17 protein-coding genes are annotated in these 19,396 nt (G+C 68.9%); 5 read left to right on the top strand and 12 right to left on the bottom strand.

Annotation, left to right across the window (positions count from 1 at the left end):
- Positions 1–17: 17 nt before the first annotated feature.
- From DBV10_RS14850 to DBV10_RS14835, 4 genes are all read right to left on the bottom strand, one after another.
- Positions 18–3,380, bottom strand: coding sequence for a DEAD/DEAH box helicase (locus DBV10_RS14850; RefSeq protein WP_124514421.1), 3,363 nt, complete (start codon positions 3,378–3,380; stop codon positions 18–20).
- 162 nt (positions 3,381–3,542) lie between these two features.
- A complete protein-coding gene (locus DBV10_RS14845; protein ID WP_124514386.1) occupies positions 3,543–3,947 on the bottom strand; it encodes a thioredoxin family protein in 405 nt (134 codons plus the stop codon).
- A gap of 83 nt (positions 3,948–4,030) precedes the next feature.
- The gene (locus DBV10_RS14840) at positions 4,031–5,314 is read right to left on the bottom strand and encodes a cytochrome c (RefSeq protein ID WP_124514385.1); all 1,284 of its coding nucleotides are present in this window, start codon (positions 5,312–5,314) and stop codon (positions 4,031–4,033) included.
- A 17-nt stretch (positions 5,315–5,331) separates the two neighbouring features.
- Positions 5,332–6,174, bottom strand: coding sequence for a c-type cytochrome (locus DBV10_RS14835; RefSeq protein ID WP_124514384.1), 843 nt, complete (start codon positions 6,172–6,174; stop codon positions 5,332–5,334).
- A 152-nt stretch (positions 6,175–6,326) separates the two neighbouring features.
- Here DBV10_RS14835 and DBV10_RS14830 point away from each other — a divergent pair, with 152 nt between their 5' ends.
- The 3 genes from DBV10_RS14830 (at position 6,327) to DBV10_RS14820 (ending at position 9,162) form a co-directional block, all read left to right on the top strand.
- Complete coding sequence (locus DBV10_RS14830; RefSeq protein ID WP_124514383.1) at positions 6,327–7,814, top strand: PLP-dependent aminotransferase family protein; 1,488 nt, start codon at positions 6,327–6,329, stop codon at positions 7,812–7,814.
- A gap of 223 nt (positions 7,815–8,037) precedes the next feature.
- Complete coding sequence (locus tag DBV10_RS14825; RefSeq protein ID WP_124514382.1) at positions 8,038–8,388, top strand: hypothetical protein; 351 nt, start codon at positions 8,038–8,040, stop codon at positions 8,386–8,388.
- A gap of 210 nt (positions 8,389–8,598) precedes the next feature.
- Positions 8,599–9,162 (top strand): ATP-binding protein, encoded by a 564-nt coding sequence (locus DBV10_RS14820; RefSeq protein ID WP_233589934.1) that lies wholly within the window; start codon positions 8,599–8,601, stop codon positions 9,160–9,162.
- Here the strand turns inward: DBV10_RS14820 and DBV10_RS14815 are convergent.
- Positions 9,159–10,127, bottom strand: coding sequence for a DMT family transporter (locus DBV10_RS14815; RefSeq protein ID WP_124514380.1), 969 nt, complete (start codon positions 10,125–10,127; stop codon positions 9,159–9,161). The genes DBV10_RS14820 and DBV10_RS14815 overlap by 4 nt on opposite strands.
- Positions 10,128–10,222: 95 nt before the next feature.
- Between DBV10_RS14815 and DBV10_RS14810 the strand changes: the two genes are divergently transcribed.
- Entirely contained in the window at positions 10,223–11,089 is an 867-nt protein-coding gene (locus tag DBV10_RS14810; protein ID WP_124514379.1) for a LysR family transcriptional regulator, read from the top strand.
- 108 nt (positions 11,090–11,197) lie between these two features.
- On the opposite strand, the gene DBV10_RS14805 is transcribed toward DBV10_RS14810, so the two are convergent.
- Genes DBV10_RS14805 through DBV10_RS14795 form a run of 3 tightly spaced genes read right to left on the bottom strand, consistent with a single transcriptional unit; the run spans position 11,198 to position 13,030 of the window.
- Complete coding sequence (locus tag DBV10_RS14805; RefSeq protein ID WP_124514378.1) at positions 11,198–11,851, bottom strand: DsbA family protein; 654 nt, start codon at positions 11,849–11,851, stop codon at positions 11,198–11,200.
- Positions 11,852–11,854: 3 nt separating this feature from the next.
- Positions 11,855–12,127: a hypothetical protein gene (locus tag DBV10_RS14800; RefSeq protein ID WP_233589933.1), complete on the bottom strand. Its 273-nt coding sequence runs from the start codon at positions 12,125–12,127 to the stop codon at positions 11,855–11,857.
- Positions 12,128–12,163: 36 nt separating this feature from the next.
- Positions 12,164–13,030 carry an MBL fold metallo-hydrolase gene (locus tag DBV10_RS14795; protein ID WP_124514376.1) on the bottom strand — a complete coding sequence of 289 codons (867 nt, stop codon included), beginning with the start codon at positions 13,028–13,030 and terminating at the stop codon, positions 12,164–12,166.
- A 117-nt stretch (positions 13,031–13,147) separates the two neighbouring features.
- Here DBV10_RS14795 and DBV10_RS14790 point away from each other — a divergent pair, with 117 nt between their 5' ends.
- Positions 13,148–14,041, top strand: a complete 894-nt coding sequence (locus DBV10_RS14790) for a LysR family transcriptional regulator (protein WP_124514375.1) — start codon at positions 13,148–13,150, stop codon at positions 14,039–14,041.
- Positions 14,042–14,199: 158 nt separating this feature from the next.
- On the opposite strand, the gene DBV10_RS14785 is transcribed toward DBV10_RS14790, so the two are convergent.
- The 4 genes from DBV10_RS14785 to DBV10_RS14770 form a co-directional block, all read right to left on the bottom strand.
- Positions 14,200–16,320, bottom strand: coding sequence for an alpha/beta hydrolase domain-containing protein (locus tag DBV10_RS14785; RefSeq protein WP_124514374.1), 2,121 nt, complete (start codon positions 16,318–16,320; stop codon positions 14,200–14,202).
- Between the two features lie 176 nt (positions 16,321–16,496).
- Entirely contained in the window at positions 16,497–17,492 is a 996-nt protein-coding gene (locus DBV10_RS14780; protein ID WP_370451177.1) for a Bug family tripartite tricarboxylate transporter substrate binding protein, read from the bottom strand.
- A 58-nt stretch (positions 17,493–17,550) separates the two neighbouring features.
- Positions 17,551–17,925, bottom strand: a complete 375-nt coding sequence (locus DBV10_RS14775) for a hypothetical protein (RefSeq protein ID WP_124514373.1) — start codon at positions 17,923–17,925, stop codon at positions 17,551–17,553.
- Positions 17,926–17,946: 21 nt separating this feature from the next.
- Entirely contained in the window at positions 17,947–19,317 is a 1,371-nt protein-coding gene (locus DBV10_RS14770) for an acyclic terpene utilization AtuA family protein (RefSeq protein ID WP_124514372.1), read from the bottom strand.
- Positions 19,318–19,396 lie beyond the last annotated feature (79 nt).

Below are 19,396 nucleotides of genomic sequence, written 5' to 3'. Positions count from 1 at the left end.
CCAGCAAGCGCTTTGCGCTACAACGACGATAGCGGCTGCAGCAGCTCTGCGAGGTCGCTCTCGGTAAACAGCGGCTCCTTGCGTGCGGCGGCCTCGCTGTAGAGGCTGCCCGCCAGCTGCGCCTTGCGCTCCTGCAGGGCCAGGATGCGCTCCTCGATCGTGCCCTGGGCCACCAGCTTGACCACCCACACGCTCTGCGTCTGGCCGATGCGGTGGGCGCGGTCGGTGGCCTGGTTTTCCACCGCCGGGTTCCACCAGGGGTCGAAATGGATCACGGTGTCGGCCTGGGGCAGGTTCAGCCCCACCCCGCCCGCCTTCAGGCTGATGAGGAACAACGGCACCTGCCCGCTGGTGAACTGCGCGATGATCGCATCGCGCTTGACGCTCTGGCCCGTGAGCTTGACCCAAGGCAGGCCGCGCTTCTTCAGTTCGGCCTCGATCAGCGTGAGCATGCTGGTGAACTGCGAGAACAGCAGAATGCGCCGCCCCTCGGCCAGCATCTCGGGCAACAGGGCCATGAGCTGCTCCAGCTTGGCCGAGGTGGCAACCTTTTTGGCCGCATCCAGCGGCACCAGCTGCGGGTGGCAGCACACCTGCCGCAGCTTGAGCAGCGCGTCCAGGATGGTGATCTGCGACTTCGCCAGGCCTTTGGTCTGCAGCGCCTCGCGCACGGTTTTTTCCATCCCCAGGCGGATGGTTTCGTACAGGTCGGCCTGTGGGCCGGCCAGCTCCACCGGCATCACCGACTCCACCTTGGGCGGCAGTTCGCTGGCCACCAGCGCTTTGGTGCGGCGCAGCATGAAGGGCGTGACCCGCGCGCGCAACTGCGCCAGGCGGGCGGTGTCGCCCAACTTTTCAATGGGCGTGCGGAACAGCTCCTTGAAGCGCTGCTGGCTGCCCAGAAAGCCCGGCATCAAGAAGTGGAACAGGCTCCAGATTTCGCCCAGGTGGTTTTCCATGGGCGTGCCCGACAGGCACAGGCGGTGGTGCGCCTTCAGCTCGCCCACCACCTGCGCGGCGTGGGTGCTGGCGTTCTTGATGTTCTGCGCCTCGTCCAGCACCACCAGATGCCAAGCCTGTGCCAGCCAGCGTTCGCGGTCGCGCTGCAGCAGCGAATAGGGGGCGATGACGATGTCGTGCTCGGTCACCGCGTCGGCCACTGCGTGGCGGCCCGCGCCATGCAGCACCAGGCAGCGCAGGCCGGGGCAAAAGCGCGCGGCCTCGCGCTGCCAGTTGCCCATCAGGCTCACGGGCGCAATGATGAGGGCGGGGTCCGTCAGGCGACCGGCATCCTTCTCGACCTGGATATGGGCCAGCGTCTGCAGCGTCTTGCCCAGGCCCATGTCGTCCGCTAGCACCCCGGCCAGGCCGTGAGCGCGCAGAAACTGCAGCCAGTTCAGGCCCTGCTGCTGGTACGGCCGCAGCAGGGCCTGCACGCCTGTGGGCACGGGCACCGTGGGCAGTGCGCTCGCGCCCTGCAGCTGCGCCACCAGGCTGCGCAGCGCATCCGCGCCCTCCCACACCGCCCCTTCGCCCAGTGCGGCGCTGGTGCGCAGCGCGTCCAGGCGCGAGAGCTTGAGGCTGTCGCCGCTGAAATCGTGCGCGCGGTCGCCCACCAGGTCCAGCAAAGCCGCCATCCAGGGGCGCAGGATGTCGGTCGGCACCCGCACAAAGCCCGATGCACCCGTGCCCCGCAGGTAGGCAAACGGCGGCAGCTGCGGCTGGCCCGTGGCGGGGTCTGGCGGCTGCTGGGCAGCGGCCGCGATCAGCATGGGCAGCAGCGGCAGGATGTTGTGGCGCACGCCATTGATTTCCATGCCCAGCGACAGTGCAAACCAGGGCGACGTGGCCTCGTCCTCACCACGGGGCTGCAGTGCCACGTCCAGGGTGTCGGCGTGGGTGATCCAGCCGTCCAGCGCCGCGTCCAGGGTCAGCGCAAAGCCGGCCTCGCGCAGCACGGCAAAGCCGTTGTCAAACCAGTGCATCCAGTCTTCCTGCGATTCCTCGCCGGGGATGCCGAACAGGCCGTCGTCGGTGGCCAGCAGGCCCAGGTCCATCAGGCGTTCGATGGCATCCAGTTCGGCCACCGCGTCGCGCTGCAGCAGCACCTGGCCGCCGTCGGCGCCGGTGACCAGCACGCCCAGCTCCTGTCCCGCCCACCAGCCCACATGGCCCTGGTAGTCAAAGCGCAGCCGGGCGGTGATGAGGCCGAGGCCGGGCACATCGGCTTCAGGCACGGGCGCCAGGTGCAGGCGTGCCACGGGCTTGGCGCCTTGCACCCGCGTGAGGGGGCTGAGCACCGGCGGCAGCGGCAGCACGCCGCCCAGGCGGCTGGCCACGTCGGCATGGTGCTTTTGCAGGGCAGCGGCGCCCAATGCGGGCGCCTGCAGCAGCATCAACAGCTGCGCGGGGCCCAGGCCCTCGGCCTGCACAGGGCCGCACAGACCCTGGGCGGCGTCCAGGTACAGCGGCGGGTGGTTGCCGCACAGCGTGGCGCTGCGGCTGGGCAATGTGGCCTGCAGGGCCCATGCGCTGTCGCCGCCCTGGGGGGCTGGCGCCTCCTTCCAGGCCCATGCAATGGACTGCGGCGCGCCCCAGCGCAACGGCGCCCCCACGGTGGAGCCCCCCGCATCGGCAAACAAACGGCCTGTGGCGGCGGCCTGCTGCAGCGCCAGCACGCCCACCGCGCCTTCCAGCACGCCCGACGGTGCGCCGCTGTAGGCCGAGTAGTAACCCAGGCTGCGCGGCATGGCACGCAGCAGTTGCAGCAGTTGGCGGTCGGCATCGGTGGCGCAGTCGTACACCGCCTGGCCGGGGCCAGGCTGGGTGCGGATGGCCTTGGGCTTGGCCCAGCCGCCAGTGACCTTGGGGTAGGACACCACGGCTTCGATCTGCATTTGCGGGGCACCAGCACGCGGGCGCCCCACGGTGGAGAGAAGGTACAGATAGCACTCGGGCCGGTCCGCCCGTGCGCCGGACGGTGCTGGCGCGGCCGTGCCTGCGGCCAGGTCCCAGTCGCTCAGCCAGCGCACCAGGCGCGCCTCGGCCTCGGCGCGGGCCTGGGCCTCCTTGCGGTCCTGCAGGGCCTGGAGGGCCTGCGTGGCCTGGGCCGCCCAGGGCTCTGGCGCCGGTCCCGGCCTGCGGCGCAGGTACGCAGCCTTGAGCGTCAAGGCCACTGCATGCTTGCAGTTCACCTCCACCGGGCAACTGCACTCGCCCGACCAGGCGGTGACCTGCCCATTGGGTGCCAGGGCCAGCTCCACAGACAGCGCATAGGGCTCAGGCAGGCTGCCTTGCACCTCGCCGTCGATCAACCAAACACCGTCATGGCCTTCGCGGATGTCGATACTGACCACGGCGTCACGGCGATGGAGGTCCAGGCCGCGCGACCATGCGCCTCTGTCGCACTGGGCCTGCAGCGAGCTGATCGGAAACCAGGGAGCGGGGGAGGAAGACACAAAATTCAAAGAAAAATGCCCCTTGCGCTCGACCACCAAGCGCAAAAAGCTATCAAAAAGTGAGCGATCACAGTACCTGGCGCCTCAGCGGCTGCGGGCGGCGCGCACACGCTCGAACACGCCCTGGGCCTCCTGCCCTGCCCCGGCACCGCTGCCGGCGGTGGCCGCCTGCAGGCTGGCCAACAGCCGCGCCAGCACCGGCGCCTGGGGCAGCAGCGGGCCCAAGAACAGCGCACGCTCGCCGTCGGCAATCAGCAGCGTGGGGAAGGTTTCCACGTCCAGGTCGCCCGCCAGATCGGATTCGTCCTCGATGTCCACCCATTCAAAACGCACATCTGGATGCGCGCGGGCCAGCTCGTCGAACAGGGGGCGGTACACGCTGCAGGTGCCGCACCAGCCTGCGCACAGGCACACGGCCCACCAGCCGCCGGGCGCGGGGGCCGCAGGGCTTGACGGGGTGGGTTCTGGCAACGCGGTCGGGCTTTGCATCAACGGGGCTCCTGGGTGGTCTGGGCTGTTTGCGCGCGGCGGGCGCTGCTGCCGGCACACACCGCCACCACACCACCTCGCCGCTACAAACCGCGCCGTTCGCGGGCGCGATAAACCTCGATGGTACCCACACCGGGCGCCTGGTTGCCCCAGCTGTTGCGCACGTAGGTGGCCACGGCCGCCACATCGTCGTCCGACAACAGGTGCTGGAACGGCGGCATGCCATGCGGGCGCGGGTTGCCCGCCGTGGCCGGCAGGTAGCCGCCCTGCAATATCACCCGCACCACGTTGGTCGGATCGGCCAGCAGCACGGCGCGGTTGCCGGCCAGCGCAGGAAAGGCGCCAAACTCGCCCCGCCCCTGGTCGCCGTGGCATTGCGCACACTGCTGTTCATACACCTTGCCGCCGCGCGCCATGGCCGCCGCGGGCGGTGGGGGCCGTGCCCCGGGCGCGGGGCGATCGGGCTGCTGCGGTAGCGCCTGCAGGTACACCGCCATGGCGTGCGCATCGGCGTCGCTCAGGTACTGCGTGCTGCGGAACACCACCTCGGCCATGGGCCCCAGCACCGAGCCATGGGGCGCGATGCCGGTTTGCAGCAGCGCCATCACGTCTTCGGTGGACCATTGCTTGACGCCCGCCTCGTGGGCCGCATTGAGCGCGGGCGCATACCAGTTCTGCACCGGGATCAGCCCGCCCGTGAAGGCCTTGGAGTCCGTGGTGGCGCCCAGCGCGTTGCGCGGCGTGTGGCAAGCCGTGCAGTGGCCCAGGCCGTTGACCAGGTAGGCGCCCCGGTTGTACTCGGCCGTCTGTGCAGGCTCGGCCACCGGCTCGCCGGGCACAAAGAACAGCGCCCGCCACACGGCCACGGCGGCCTGCGTGTTGAACGGAAAACGCAGCGCATGCGTGCGGTTGGCGTCGGCCGCAGCGGGAAGGCTCTGCAGGTAGGCAAAGATCGCGTCCGAGTCCGCGCGCGTGACCTGGGTGTAGTTGGGGTACGGAAAGGCGGGGTAGAGCAGCCGCCCGTCCTGGCTGCGGCCATGGTGCATGGCGCGCCAGAACTCGGCGGACGTCCAGCGGCCGATGCCGTGGCCCTGGTCGGGCGTGAGGTTGGGGCTGTGCACCACGCCAAACGGCGTCTCGATGCCACGCCCACCCGCAAACGGCGTGCCGCCCTGCGTGGTATGGCAGGCCATGCAGTTGCCCACGCGGGCCAGGTATTCGCCGCGTGCCACCAGCGCGGGCGTGCTCTGCAGCGTCTCGCTGGCGGGCAAAGGCTCTTCGCCGCGCAGGTTCAGGGTGACCAGTGCGGCGGCCGCGATGCCGAAAGCGGCCAACACGGAGGAAAGGGTCCAGAGGATACGTTTCATGGGCTGGGCGTCTCTTCTCAGCGTGCCGCCGCCGCAGCAGCCACCGGCACCTCGGCCACGCCGCCGCAGCGTGCCGGCATGGCCGCCGGCAGCGTGGTGGCGGGTTTGCCGCCGCCCGCCACGGGCTGGGCGGCCAGCCATGCGGACACGGCGCTCACGTCGTCGGGCGTGAGCTGCCGGGCGATGTCGGCCATGCAGTCGGGCGCATGCGCGCGGCGCTGGCCGGTCTTCCAGGCGCCCAGCTGGCTGTTGAGATAGTCGCGCGGCAGGCCCAGCAGGCCCGGAATCGAGGGCACGACGCCCATCATGGCGCTGCCGTGGCAGGCCACGCAAGCCGGGATGCGGCGCGCCGCGTCGCCCTGCTGCACCAGCACCCGGCCGCGCTCCAGCGTGGCGGGCGAGGCCTGCGAGGCCTGCGGGGCGGGCGGCGGCGGGTAGGGCAGGTCCAGCGCGGCGAAATGCGCGGCCATCTCGCGCAGGTAGTCGTCCGTGAGGTGCTCGATGAGGGTGCCCATTTGCGGGTAGCTGCGCCGGCCATCGCGGAAGTTGAGCAGCTGATTGGCCAGGTAGCCCGCCGGTTTGCCGGCGATGCGCGGGAAATAGCCTTCCTGCGTGGCCCGGCCTTCCTTGCCGTGGCAGGCGGTGCAGGCCAGCACGCGCGAGGCCATGGCGTTGGCGGCCGGGGAGGCGGCCGCAGAGGCGGTCGTGGAGCCCGGGGCCGCCACCGGCGGATGGCCGGGAGCGGGCAAAGCCCCGGGCGGCGCCGCGAACGTGGCGCCGCTGGCGCCGGCCCACAACAGCACGGCCAGGGCAGTCCGGCGGAAAACAGAGCGCAGCAAGCGGTGCGGGCGATCGATCATGGGGGGGGGGGTGGAACTGTGATGGGAATAGAAGGCCTTGCCGACTCTAAGCCTGCCCCCAAAAACAGTACAGATTCAGTTTCAAGTTAAAAATACAGATCAGTTTGCCCTGCATCAAGGCCGAAAACCGGTTTTTACGCCTCCCTATTTTTATGAAACGCTACGAGCGCCACGCCGATGCGATGGCCCAGCTCATCCACAGCGGCGCCCTGCGCCCGGGCGACCGCATCCCCTCGGTGCGCGAAGCCAGCCGCACGCGCGGCATCAGCCCCTCCACCGTGTTCGAAGCGTATTACCTGCTGGAGGCCCAGGGGCTCATCCATGCGCGGCCGCGCTCGGGCTACTACGTGAGCGCCCGGCTGCCTGCCGCCGCCGGGCCCCGTCCGGCCGAGCCCCAGCCCTCGCAGCCCGCGCCCACCTCCACCGGCGTGGCGGTGAGCGGGCTGGTGTTCGAGGTGCTGGGCCTGGCGCGCGAACGCGACCTGGTGCCGCTGGGCTCGGCCTTTCCGGGGCTGGAGCTGTTCCCGCTGGAGCCGTTGGCGCGCTGCCTGGCCACCGGCATGCGCAAGCTCGACCCCTGGAACATCGTGCAGAGCCTGCCGCCCGGCGACGAGCGCCTGCGCCAGCAGATCGCGCTGCGCTACGGCCTGCACGGCAGCGCGGTCGACGTGCAGGAGATCGTCATCACCAACGGCGCGATGGAGGCGCTCAACCTCTGCCTGGAGGCCGTCACCCGGCCCGGCGACGTGGTGGTGGTCGAGTCGCCCACCTTCTATGCCGCGCTGCAGGCGCTGGAACGGCTGAACCTGCAGGTGCTGGAAATCGCCACGCACCCGCGCGACGGCATTGACCTGAACGCCCTGGCCGAGGCGCTCCGGCGCCAGCCCCCCCACCAGCCCATCAAGGCCTGCTGGCTGATGCCCAGCTTCCAGAACCCGCTGGGCAGCCTGATGCCCGAGCACCACAAGCGCGCACTGGTGGCCCTGCTCGCGCGCCACCAGGTGCCGTTGATCGAAGACGACGTGTATGGCGAGCTGCACTTTGCGCCGCAGCGCCCGCCCCCGGCCAAGGCCTTCGACAGCGAAGGCCTGGTGATGCACTGCAGCTCGTTCAGCAAAAGCCTGGCGCCTGGCTACCGCGTGGGCTGGGTGGCGGCGGGCCGCTTTGCCACGGCGGTGCAGCGGCTCAAGCTCATGACCACGCTCTCGGCCGCCACGCCCTCGCAGCAGGCGCTGTCGGAGTACCTGGCCCAGGGCGGCTACGACCGGCACCTGCGCCAGCTGCGCCGCAGCCTGGCCCAGCAGCAGGCGATGGCACTGGCGGCGGTGGCCCGGCACTTCCCACCGGGCACGCGCGTCTCGCAGCCCGAGGGCGGGTACTTCCTGTGGGTGGAGCTGCCCGCGCGAGTCGATGCGCTGCAACTGCACCACCAAGCGCTGCAGCGCGGCATCAGCCTGGCGCCAGGACAGATCTTTTCGGCCGACCGCCACTTTGCGAACTGCGTGCGCATCAACTACGGGCACCCGGCGCAAACCCGTTTTGAAGCCGCCCTGACAACGGTAGGAGCACTGGCCACGGCGCTTGCAGCCCCAGGCACCGCCGCATCAGATGCCAAAAAAAATGAAGCACCCAGCGTTTGATGGATCAGCGCCGCAGGGGGTTCAAGGCACAAGAAAAAGCCCCACCCAACAGCACCAGCTTGCACCACACTGACAGGCCCCAGGCACCGTTGGATGCGCCCAACCTCGGGTTCTCCCCACATGGGCACGGCACATGCCCCGGCATACTGACGGCCGCCCGGCTCCCGGGCCCGCAACAGGGCGGCCCCCGCCCATCCGCACCGCAACCCCTTACGCCCCATCCATGGCCGCACCCCAGCATGTCCCGTTTCTGACGGTAGAAGACGAAGATGACTGGGTCGTCTCCTTTGCCCTCGGCCCCCGGGGCGCCCACCGCCTCACGCTGGTGCGCACCCCCCGGCTGGAGTTCATGCTGCGGCCCGAGCAGCGCGGCGTATCGGTAGGCGCCGAGGCCGGCCAGCGCCCCGCCCTGCTGGTGGCCGTGCAGTGGGGTGCCAAAAGCGTGGACGTGGTGTCCACCGCCAAGCGCTACAGCCTGGACATCAGCAAGGTCGACACCACCACCCGTGCCGCCGCACTGAGCTTGCTGGGCAAGATGAATTTCGACCAGCGGTTCCAGTTGGCCAACGCCTGAGTGCCAGGGGCGCCGCAGCCCCCACACAATGGGACGGCAGGTTGACGCCGCCCGCGCCCACCACCTACACTGTCTCTATCGCATCCGATCTTGGAGATCGGATGCGATGCGCACAGCCCTCCCCCCGGTCGAGGGCTTTTTTTCGTCCCTCGCATTGAAAGCTCTCCCTGCTTGCAGAGAGGGCTTTTTGCATTTCTGGAGCCCTTTCCCGTGCACACCACCACCTCACACGCAGGCCCCGACGCCGCTGCAGCCAGCACACCCCGCATTCACCTGGTCATAGGCCCGGTGGGGGCGGGCAAGTCCACCCATGTCCGCCAGCTGGTGCAGCAGCACCATGCCGTGCCGCTGAACCTGGATGACTGGATGGCCACCCTGTTCTCCCCCGACCGACCCGATGCCGATGTGATGGCCTGGTATGTGGCCCGCACGCTGCGCTGCCTGGAACAGATATGGAAGACCGCCGAGGCGGTGCTGAGCACGGGGGCGGATGTGGTGCTGGAGGTGGGCCTGATCCAGCAGCACCAGCGCGATGCCTTCTATGCGCGCATGGGGCCGTGGGCAGGCGCCATGGTGCTGTATGTACTGGACGCCCCCCGCGATGTGCGCCGCGCCCGTGTCAGCCAGCGCAATGCAGAGCGGGGAGAGACCTACTCGATGGCCGTGCCGCCCCACATCTTTGAGTTGGCCAGCGACCTGTGGCAGCCGCCGGGCGAGGCCGAATGCACGCAGCGGACGGTGGTGTTCGTGCCACAGACGGTCGGCCTGCGCTAACCCCCCCGTCCCTCGGTGCCGGCCACCGCCCGCCCCGGCCGCCGAATGCCCCACAGCGCCGCCGCCATCAGCACCACGCCCCCCAGTTGCACCGGGCTCAGCGTGCGGCCATACACTGCCCAGTCCACCAGCACCGCCGTGAGCGGGTAGACGAACTGCAGCACCGCAATGCGCCCGAGCGCCAGGCGTGCCATGCCGGCAAACAGCACCACATAGGCCAGGCCCGTGTGCAGCACGCCCAGGCCCAGCAACCACGCCCAGGCGGCCCCCTGCTGTGGCCAGCCCAGCACAAAGGGGGCCCAGGCCAGAGCCACGGCACCCACCAGGCACTGCCACAGCGCCATCGCAAAGGGGCTGATGGCTTTCTGCGTATTGGCCAGCAGTGTGACCCCCGCGTAACACAGCGAACCGCCCAGACACATCAGCACGCCAGCCAGATAGCCTCCGCCGGTGTGGGCGGATGCTGCGATGGCCGTGCCATCCAGCAGGCCGGTGGTCAGCACCAGGCCGCCCAGCGCGGCCAAGGTGGCCAGCCACTGCGCGGGCGCGACGGCCTCGCGCAGGAAGAGCGCACCGCACACGATGACCCAGATGGGCTGGATGTGGAAGATCACCGTGGCCACGGCGATCGACGTGCGCGGGATGGCCGCAAAGAACAGTGCCCAGTTCATCACCATGAGCACGCCGGTGGCACAGGCCACCCAGCGAGCGCGGCCATGCAGCAGAAGTTGTCGCCCGCGCCCCGTGGCCAGGCACCAGGCCAGCAGCGCCAGGGCACCAAACGCGCAGCGGAACCACACGGTGACGAGCGGGTGCTGGCCCGCCTCTTCCACAAACACGCCGATGGTGCCCAGCAGCACGCCACCGGCAATGAGCAGCCACTGACCGTCCCGCTCGCGGGCGGGGTTGTGCAGGGGCTGAGTGACAAGGGGGGAGGACGCGGCGGCGCTGGTGGGCTGGCTCATGGCGGCAATGGTCGAAGATCCAAGCCATCGAGTAAAGCGCATAGTTCGAACGTTTATCATCCGATAACCGAATACGTCGTACAACGCCTGCCTGCATGAACTACCCGGACTTCCAGATCGACTGGCTGCGCGCCTTGGTGGCCGTGGTAGATGCGGGCTCGCTCTCGGGCGCGGCGCCGCTGGTGCACCGCTCGCAGTCGGCGGTGAGCATGCAGATCAAGAAGCTGGAGACCGCGCTGGGCCGCCCGGTGCTGCTGCGCGGTCCGCGCCATCTGGAGGTGACGCCTGCGGGCGCAGAGCTGCTGTCCTACGCGCGCCGCGTGCTCGACCTGCAGGCCGAGGCACAGGCCGCGCTGTTCGGCCCCCAACTGGCGGGCCGGGTGCGGCTGGGCGTGCCGGACGACTACGCCAGCGCCTACCTCACGCCCGTGCTGCGCAGCTTTGCGCACCGCTACCAGGGCGTGGAGATTGAACTGACCTGCGAGCAGTCCACCGCACTCATCCCCCGCGTGGTGAAGGGCGAACTGGACCTGGCGCTGGTATCGCGCGACAAGCCGCAGCGCGGGCATTTCTTGTTCGACGAGCCACTGGTGTGGGTGGGCGCCGCTCAGTACGAGGTGTGGCGGCGCGACCCGCTGCCCATTGCGGTGTATGAATCGGCCAGCATGGCGCGGCAGGCCACCTTGTCGGCGCTGGCGGCGCGGCGCCGGGCCTACCGCATCGTGTACCACAGCTCCAGCCTGGCGGGCCAACTGGCCGCCGTGGAAAGCGGCCTGGCCGTGGCCGTGCTCACGCGCTGCAGCGTGCCGCCCCATCTGCAGATTTTGCAGAACCTCCCAGCCGAGTTTGACCTGCCTCCGCTCGATGCGATGCACGTGGCGGTGCTGCGCAGCAAGGTGTCGCAGCGCTCACCGGCGGTGGATGCGATGTATGAGCAGATGGTGCGGACGCTGTCGCGGTGAGTGGGGTGGCAGGCCCTTGCTCCATTCGCCCTGAGCCCGTCGCAGGGCTTTCCATCCGCGTGCCCTGGCTTCGACGGACTCAACCCGAACGGTTTGAGGAGCGACGCCTCAACCCACCAGAACCTGCGACAGCAAGCTTTCTCTCGGCCCCAGCAGCGCATCGCCGCCCAGCAAGCGCAGCGCCCCGCCCGGCCCCGCCACCACCAGCTGCGGCACACCGCGTGCCCCCACGGCACGCATCGTGGCCTGGGCGTGGGCCACATGCTCGGCCATGCGGCTGCGCAGCGCAGCATCGGGTGCCAGCGTGAGGGTGGCGGCATCGGCCAGGCCCAGGGTGTGCAGCACCTCCGCGATCACGGCCGGGTCGGTGTTGTCGCGGCCGTCCACGTAACGCGCGTGCTGCAGGGCATGCAGAACCTCCAGCTCGCGATCGGGCGCAGTCTGCGCCACCGCCGTCAGCGCCAGCGTGGCAGGGCCGGAATCAAATCGACCGTTGGCCGCGCCCAGGATCTGGTCACGGTAGGTCTGCGTGAACGGCTGACCCGTGAGCTGCTGGATGCGCTGGTCGTTGGCCCAGGCATAGGCGCCAAACTGCGCGTCCATGGGCCGAGCGCCCGCGCCTGCAAACAGGCCGGTAGGCGCCAGCGCAACCTGCACTCCGTCCTGGCCCTGCAGGTACTGTAAAGCGGGCGCGGCGGCATAGCACCAGCCGCACAAGGGGTCGAACAGGTAGGTCACCGTGGTGGTGGGCATGGCGGGCATGGGTCAGGATCTTTCTTCAAAGTCAGGTGGGGAGGATGCGGCCAGTGCGACCTCGAACGCAGCAATCTCTTCGGCCAGCGTGCCTCGGCTGCGGAAGTGGCGGGCGGCGCGGTCGTACCAGTTCTCGGCATCTTCGAGGTCGCCTTCCTGCAGGTGCAGGATGCCGTGCAGCCACGCGCCGAGCATCGAGCCGTCGTGCTGCACCAGATCGTGCGCCGCGTTCCAGCGCCCGGCGTGCAGGTGCTGCAGGACTTGCTGGAGCGGGTGCGTGGTCACGATCTGGTTCCTTTCAACAACTTGCTTTGACGGCCCTCACCACTTCATCTCACCCTTGTTGACCTTGGCGCCGATGTCCAGCGACAGGCCCATGGGCGCTGCAGGGTAGGCCTTCTTCATCGCGTCGATGAGTTCGGCACTGGTCTTGGTGGCGGCAGCGTTCTTCTCGAAGGCTTGCAGGTAGCCCTTGGTGTAGCTGATGTTGGCGGCATCCAGCGCGCCACCGGCGGGCATGTGGCCGGGCACAACCACGGTGGGCTGCAGCGCGGCCATCTCGTCAAGCTGGGCCACCCAGGCGCTGCGCTCGGCCACGGTTTGCGTGTCGGCCGTCCACACATGGGTGTTGGTGCCGAACACGCCGATGGTGCCGACCACGGCCTTGATGGACGGAATCCACGCATACGGGCGGTGCGCCAGCACACCGGTGGTGCCACGGATCTCGACCGCCTGGCCGTCCACGCTCAGCGTGTTGCCGGCAATGGCCTTGGGCAGCACGGGCGTGCGCGGCGCGTTGGCGCCCATCTTGGGGCCCCAGAACGAGAGCTTGGTGGCCAGCTTGGCGTTGATCTTCTCCAGCACGGCGGGCGTGGTCACCACGTCGGCCTTGGGGAAGATTTCCTTCAGGGTTTCCACGCCAAAGTAGTAGTCGGGGTCGGCCTGGCTCACGTAGATGGTTTTGAGCTCCTTGCCGGTGTCGAGCACGTTGGCGGCGATGCGCAATGCGTCGGCGCGGGTGAAGCCGGCGTCAATGACCATGGCCTCCTTCTCGCCGTAAACCAGCGTGGAGTTCACGTTGAAGCTGTTGCCGTCGGCGTTGTAGACCTTGACCTGCAGGGGCTGGGCGGCCTGCGCGCCGGTGAAGGCGATGGACAGTGTGGCGGCGATGAGGGTGGTGCGGAACATGGTGGTTTCTCCAGGGTTTGAAGGGGGTTTCGTCGTTGACGGGATGAAGTTTATTTGCACCAATCGATCCAATAAACCCAATAAAATGCGCATATTTGTTGCATTAATAGATCAAATATGGACCGCCTGACCGCCATGCGCGTGTTTGTGGAAGTGGCCACCAGCGGCAGCTTCAGCGCCACGGCCGACAAGCTCGATATGTCGCGCGCCATGGTCACGCGCTATGTGGGCGAGATGGAGCAGTGGCTTGAGGCGCGGCTCTTGCAGCGCACCACCCGCAGCGTGACGCTGACCGACGCGGGCGAGCACTGCCTGCGCCGCTGCCAGCAGATGCTGGCGCTGTCGCAGGACCTGGAGGAAGAAACCGCCAGCACCACCGAGGGCGCGCTGCGCGGCCAGCTGCGCATCACCTGCAGCGTGTCGTTTGCCTTTGCGCAGATGGGCGCGGCGATTGCGGACTTTCTGGCGCAGCACCCGCAGCTCAAGATTGATCTGGACGCGAGCGAGGGCTCGCTCAACCTGGTGGAGCGCCGCATCGACCTGGCCATCCGCATCAGCGCCGAGCCCGACCCGCTGCTCGTCGGCCGGCCGCTGGCGCGCTGCGATTCGGTGCTGGTGGCATCGCCCGCCTACCTGGCCGCGCACGGCACGCCGCAACGGCCCGCCGACCTGGCGCAGCACCGGTGCCTGAGCTATGCCAACTTTGGCAAAAGCGTGTGGACGCTGACCCGCGAGGCAGAGACCGAGCGCGTGGGCGTGTCGGGCCATTTCAGTGCCAACGAGGCCACCACGCTGATGCGCGCGGCGCTGGCCGGGGGCGGCATTGCGATGCAGCCCACCTACCTGGTCAACCCCTTGCTGCACAGCGGCGAGCTGCAGGCCGTGCTGCCTGCGTGGGACTTGCCGGTGATGACGATCTACGCGCTGTACCCGTCGCGCAGGCACCTGTCGCCAGCGGTGCGGGCGCTGCTGGATTTTTTGGTGCAGCGGTTTGAGGGTGTGCCTTGGTAGCCGCGCAAGGGCGGCGGCAAAAGCTACTATTTTGATAGCTGCTAGCGCTTGCTAGGGAAGCGCTGCGGGGTGTTTTTTCTTAAATCCCCACGGATACCCGAACGGGGTGGGACCTATCACGCCCCTCCCGCAAGGAGAGAGGGCGTGAAAGCGTCACCTCACGGCAGCACCGCAGCCGCCTTGGCCCGCGCAATCTGCAGGTCCGCGTCGCGCTGCAGCAGCAGGCGCTGCGCCACCAGCGCGTTGGCGGCCTCGGTCACGGCCGCCACGTAACCGTCTTGCGTGCCATACAGCTCTTCCAGCGACGGCCGCGCATCGCCCGCCGCCAGCCGCGCGGCACGCGTCTTGTGGAAGGGGATAAAGCTGCCCGTGAGGTTGGCCAGGTCGGTGATGCCGGGCGTGGCGACGTAGTTGAACTCGATGCTGGTGCCCAGCGGCGCACGCGCCTCCACGCTACGGATGCCGGCGCGGGTGAGGCCCGTGCTTGCATCGACCTGCGGCACCAGGATGGCGTAGTCGCGGCCCAGGTTGCGCGGAGGCAGCACGGTGGCAATGCCGGCTTCGTCCTGCGGGATGTACTGCGGGCCAAAGTCAAACAGCGGGAAGTTGTTGTACAGGCCCCGGTAGCTGAAGTCGGGGAGGGCCGTCTGCACACCACCCACGGCCCAGGTCAGCCCCTTCATGGCCGGGAAGGCCAGCGCCTCGGGCCGCACCAGCGTGCCGTTGTCGATGCGCGGCACCTGGCTGGCAGGCGGCTGCGTGCCGCGCACCACCCAGTCTTCCAGGTTCAAAAACAGTGCGCGGAAGGTGTCGTTGAACTGCACCACCGTGCCCGTGGGATAGGTGGCGCGCGTGGGGGCATAGGCGATGCTGGCCGTGCCCCCTGCCCCGCCGTGCTGGGTGCTGGCGTAGTAGTAGATGCGCGCGTTGTCAGGCTGCGCCAGGTCCTTGGTGCCGTTGGCATCGGTCAGCACGGGCGAGCCCTGCAGCTGCCAGAACTCGGTGCCCGACAGGCCCAGGAAGAACTTGGGGCAGGTGCTGGTGGCTGCGCAGCGCTTCATCACGCCGCCCTGGCGGCCGCTGATGTCGTCCTGGTAGTCCTTGTCCAGCCCGCGCGGTGCCGTCTGGCCGAAGGCCGTGTGGTCGGTGCGCAAGCCCCCGCCGCCGCCCGGCACGGCAAAGCGGGTGTTGATGTTCGTCTGGCGCGCGGCCACATGGGCGTACATGCCGTCGAACACCTTGCCACCATCGAGCGCCTGGTTGAAGCCCAGGTGCAGGAAGGTCTTCATCGCATTGCCCGACTGCGAGGTGCCCTGCCCCAGCGTGTACTGGATGCGGCCCGCCAGCGGGTTGGGGGTGCCGGTGGAGTCGGCCGCCTTGCTGCGGAAGAAGCTCACCGTGTCGCGCAGCGCGGCCAGGCCCACACCCATGACCTTGGGGTCTTTGGCGACATAGACCAGCTCGTACAGATAGGCCGGGTCGAACCCGCCCTTGAGACACACGCTGGTGGCGCTGGCCGTGCCAGGGAAGGCGTTGGTGCCCGTGTCGCAGGTGGCAAATTTCCAGTCGCTCGCGGGCACGGGCACGCGCGCATCGGTCTCGTTGGCGCGGCGGGTGAGCGAGTAGCCGGGCTGGGTGTTGTCCAGGCTCGCGGGTTCATACGGAATCATCGTGCCGTTGAACACGCCGCCGGGCAGCGTCATCGCGGGGCTGGCCACGGTGGGCACCAGTTCGGCACGGTAGGGGCCGGTGATGCTGCTGCCGTCCTTGTTCTTGGCCACGGGCACGGTCACCGTGAGGCGCGCGGCGGTGCTCTTGGGCACATCGCCCTGCCAGGCCGAATACAGCATCACGTAGCCGCGCTCCAGGTACACCGCATCGCTGGGCGTGGCCGTGGGGTTGAGCATGGTGAGGATGTTGCCGCGGTTGGGGGCGTCGTAGCGGAGTACCCCACTCGCCTTCGCCATGTTCTTGGGCTTGAGCATGACGAAGTCGGCCTGGTACTCGACCATGCCGTTGGCGTTGGTGGGTGCCAGCGCCAGGTCCTGGATGACGGCGTTCTTGGGGTCCTTGGGGTCCACCTCGCCGCTGATGGTGCCGGTCACGCGCTCGTATTCGCCCACGTCGCCATAGGTGCCCGGGAAGGCTTCGGTCGCTGTGATGGCCAGCTTGAGGGATGGAGCCTTGGGCGCGTCGCTGCTGCTGCCCCCGCAGGCAGCGATGGCTGCAGTGGCGGCGGCTGTCAGCGCGAGTTTGCCGAATGCGTGAATGGGTCTCATGTTGTCTCCTTGGGGGTTGATATGACCGCTTGAGCGGCTCTGAGAAAAAAAGCGGCGGCGTCCATAGCGCTGCGCGCGGGCAAGGCTTCGCCCAGACCTGCCAACAAAGGCAGGCCGCGAGAAGCACAAAGAAGGGGGTGAAACGGCCCGGCGTGCGGGCCTGCGGCTTACTCGGCTTATTCGGCCTCGATGCCGGCGGCCTTGATCACCTTGCCCCACTTCTGGGTTTCGGCGGCCTGGAACCTGGCCAGCTCATCGGGGGTGGTGGTCCAGGCCTCGGAGCCTGCGTTCTCGAAGAAGCTCTTGGCCGCCGCGCTCTTGGTGGCGGCCGTCAGCAGCTCGTTCAGGCGCGCCACCACCGGTGCGGGCGTGTGGGCGGGCAGGTAGGCCGCAAACCAGTAGCCCATGTCGTAGCCCTTCACGCCCGCTTCGTCGAGCGTGGGCACGTCGGGCAACTGCGCGCTGCGCTTTTGCGTGGAATAGCCCAGGGCGCGCAGCTTGCCCGCCTTGATCTGGGGGACGCCCGTGGAGGTGTCGGTGACCATCAGGTCGATCTGCCCGCCCAGCAGGTCGGTGATGGCCAGCGGGTTGCTCTTGTAGGGAACGTGCAGGATGTCCACGCCCGCGAGCTGCTTGAGCATTTCGCCCGCCATGCGGCTCGACGAGCTGCCGCTGCCAAAGCTCAGCTTGCCGGGGCTCTTCCTGGCGAAGGCCAGCAGCTCGCCCACGTTCTTGTACGGCGCGCTGGCGTTGACCACCAGCACCTGCCCGCCCTTGCCCAGGCCCGTCACGGGCGCAAAGTCCTTCACCGGATCGTACGAGAGCTTCTTGTACAGGTGCTCGTTGGCGGCGTGCGTGGTGTTGGTGGTGATGAGCACGCTGTAGCCGTCGGGCGCCGCCTTGGCCACGGCCGAGGCCGCGATCATGCCGCTGGCGCCGGCCTTGTTGTCGATGACCACGGGCTGCTTGGTATCGGTGGTGATGGACTGGCCCAGCGCGCGCGCCAATTGGTCAGTGGCACTGCCGGCGGCAAAGGGCACGACGAAGGTGATGGCCTTGGCCGGGTAAGCCTGCGCATGGGCAGCCCCGCCCTGCAGCGCGCCCAGCGCCAGTACGGCAGCGGCCATGGCGTGGCGCCGGCCCAGGCTCATCAGCGAAGTGGATCGGGTCATGTTTGTCTCCTTGTGCATAGGTATGAAAGCGAAAAGGGAAAGCTGAAAACGGGGCGCGCTAGGCCGCAGGGCCCACCAAGTGCGGCGCCAGCGATGCAGGCACTTCGACGGGCAGGTCCAGCAGCAGGTAGCTCAGCGCCTTGCCGTGGCTGTCGAGGTTGAGCGCGTCGTTCACGCCGCCGTCGAGCACGTCGTCCAGCACGAGGTTCATGGCCTGCAGCTGGGGCAGCAAGTAGCGCGTGACCTGGCGCGGCTGGCGCAGCGCGAACTGGCGCGCCACGGCGGCTTCGGTGACCTGCTCGACCAGCACGTCCCACAGCGCGGGGTGCCAGGCGATGACGCTGATGTTGGAGCGGTTGCCTTTGTCGCCCGTTCGGCTGTGGGCCAGGCGATAAAGCGGAACAGTGATCGCTGAATCGGTTGCGGAAGTCATGGTGCGGAGGTCCTTCATCGATCAATCGACCATTTCGAAGCGCACGGCCACGGCATCGCGCGGCACCAGGCACGACACAGTGCCCAGGCGGGGGCGCATGGCAGTGCGCACCCCGCCGCCGCCCGCAGGCCCGCAGGTGTAGAGCGCCGTCACCTCGCGCAGCAGGCGCTGGGCGGTGGCCCGGTCGCGGTGCTGCAGCGCCACGCGCAGGCGCACGTCGCGCGCGTTGTTGCGGGCGTCGTCGCCATCGCCTGCGGGGGCGTCCAGCCAGCGGCTGGCGTCGTCGCCCAGCACGCTGGTCACGCCGATCAGGTCGATGCGCAGCGGGCCCAGGCCGGCAAGCCGCTCGCGCAGCACCTCGCCAGCCAGGCGGGCGCGGGCACCGGCGCGGGCACCGGCGTAGGAGATCTCGCCCTCGGCAAACCAGCCCGATTCAAAACACACGTTGACCTTGAGCGTGGCGGGCCGCGCATGGCCCTGCACGCCGGTGAGCTGCACGGCGTCGGTGCCCACGGCCTGCACGCGGGCCTGCGTGATGTCGGCCACCACATCGGGCGTGAGGTAGGCCGCGGGGTCGTGCAGCTCGTAAAGCAGTTGTTCCTTCACCGTGCGTTCGGTGATGCAGCCGCCGGTGCCGGGGGGCTTGGTGATGGTGCAGTGGCCGTCGGCGTCGATCTCGGCGATGGGGTAGCCCAGCTGGGCCAGGCCGGGCACGTCCTTGTAACCCGGGTCCGCGAAGTAGCCGCCCGTGACCTGCGCGCCGCATTCGAGCAAATGCCCGGCCATGGTGGCGCGGGCCAGGCGGTCCCAGTCGTCCAGGGCCCAACCGTAGTGCGCCAGCGCGGGGCCCAGCACCAGCGAAGGGTCGGCCACGCGGCCACAGACCACGATGTCGGCGCCAGCGCGCAGCGCATCGGCAATGGCCTGTGCGCCGATGTAGGCGTTGGCGCTCACGATGGGCTCGGTGGGCATGGCATCGCCCAGCGCGCCCTGCAGCAGTGCGCGGTGTTCGGGGCCGCTCAGGTCGTCGCCTTGCAGCACGGCGATGCGCGGGCGGGAGAGGCCCAGCTCGGCCGCCAGGGCGTGGATGCGGCGGGCCGCACCGTGCGGGTTGGCCGCGCCAAAGTTGCTGACGATGCGCACACCGTGCGCCAGGCACAGCGCCAGCACGGGGCGCAGCAAGTCCACCAGCAGCGGCTCGTAGCCCGCATCGGGGTCGGTGCGGCGCGCCAGTTGCGCCAGTGCCAGCGTGCGCTCGGCCAGGGTCTCGAAGATGAGCACCGCCGGCTGGCCGCTGGCGATGAGTGCCTCCACCACCGGCAAGGCGGCATCCGTGCGGTCGCCCGAGAAGCCGGCGGCACAGCCCACCAGCAGTTTTGCGTTGTTCACCATGGATTCCTTGTCTCCTGGGCCCGACTGTAGGAACACTGCGGTATTCTGTGAAATCGATTGTTACGATCAATCCATCTGA

It is taken from the genome of Acidovorax sp. FJL06, from assembly GCF_003852545.1.
Lineage (GTDB): Bacteria > Pseudomonadota > Gammaproteobacteria > Burkholderiales > Burkholderiaceae_C > Acidovorax.
The sequence above is the reverse complement of the archived record's forward strand: the minus strand, read 5'-3'. Positions and strand labels throughout refer to the sequence as shown.

Bases quoted from the DNA above. Each gene is read 5' to 3' on its own strand.
- DBV10_RS14845 (WP_124514386.1), bottom strand. From the start codon at position 3,947: ATGCAAAGCCCGACCGCGTTGCCAGAACCCACCCCGTCAAGCCCTGCG.
- DBV10_RS14790 (WP_124514375.1), top strand. From the start codon at position 13,148: ATGGACCGCCTGACCGCCATGCGCGTGTTTGTGGAAGTGGCCACCAGC.
- DBV10_RS14835 (WP_124514384.1), bottom strand. From the start codon at position 6,174: ATGATCGATCGCCCGCACCGCTTGCTGCGCTCTGTTTTCCGCCGGACT.
- DBV10_RS14780 (WP_370451177.1), bottom strand. From the start codon at position 17,492: ATGACCCGATCCACTTCGCTGATGAGCCTGGGCCGGCGCCACGCCATG.
- DBV10_RS14805 (WP_124514378.1), bottom strand. From the start codon at position 11,851: ATGCCCGCCATGCCCACCACCACGGTGACCTACCTGTTCGACCCCTTG.
- DBV10_RS14830 (WP_124514383.1), top strand. From the start codon at position 6,327: ATGAAACGCTACGAGCGCCACGCCGATGCGATGGCCCAGCTCATCCAC.
- DBV10_RS14840 (WP_124514385.1), bottom strand. From the start codon at position 5,314: ATGAAACGTATCCTCTGGACCCTTTCCTCCGTGTTGGCCGCTTTCGGC.
- DBV10_RS14815 (WP_124514380.1), bottom strand. From the start codon at position 10,127: ATGAGCCAGCCCACCAGCGCCGCCGCGTCCTCCCCCCTTGTCACTCAG.
- DBV10_RS14775 (WP_124514373.1), bottom strand. From the start codon at position 17,925: ATGACTTCCGCAACCGATTCAGCGATCACTGTTCCGCTTTATCGCCTG.
- DBV10_RS14785 (WP_124514374.1), bottom strand. From the start codon at position 16,320: ATGAGACCCATTCACGCATTCGGCAAACTCGCGCTGACAGCCGCCGCC.
- DBV10_RS14810 (WP_124514379.1), top strand. From the start codon at position 10,223: ATGAACTACCCGGACTTCCAGATCGACTGGCTGCGCGCCTTGGTGGCC.
- DBV10_RS14795 (WP_124514376.1), bottom strand. From the start codon at position 13,030: ATGTTCCGCACCACCCTCATCGCCGCCACACTGTCCATCGCCTTCACC.
- DBV10_RS14825 (WP_124514382.1), top strand. From the start codon at position 8,038: ATGGCCGCACCCCAGCATGTCCCGTTTCTGACGGTAGAAGACGAAGAT.
- DBV10_RS14770 (WP_124514372.1), bottom strand. From the start codon at position 19,317: ATGGTGAACAACGCAAAACTGCTGGTGGGCTGTGCCGCCGGCTTCTCG.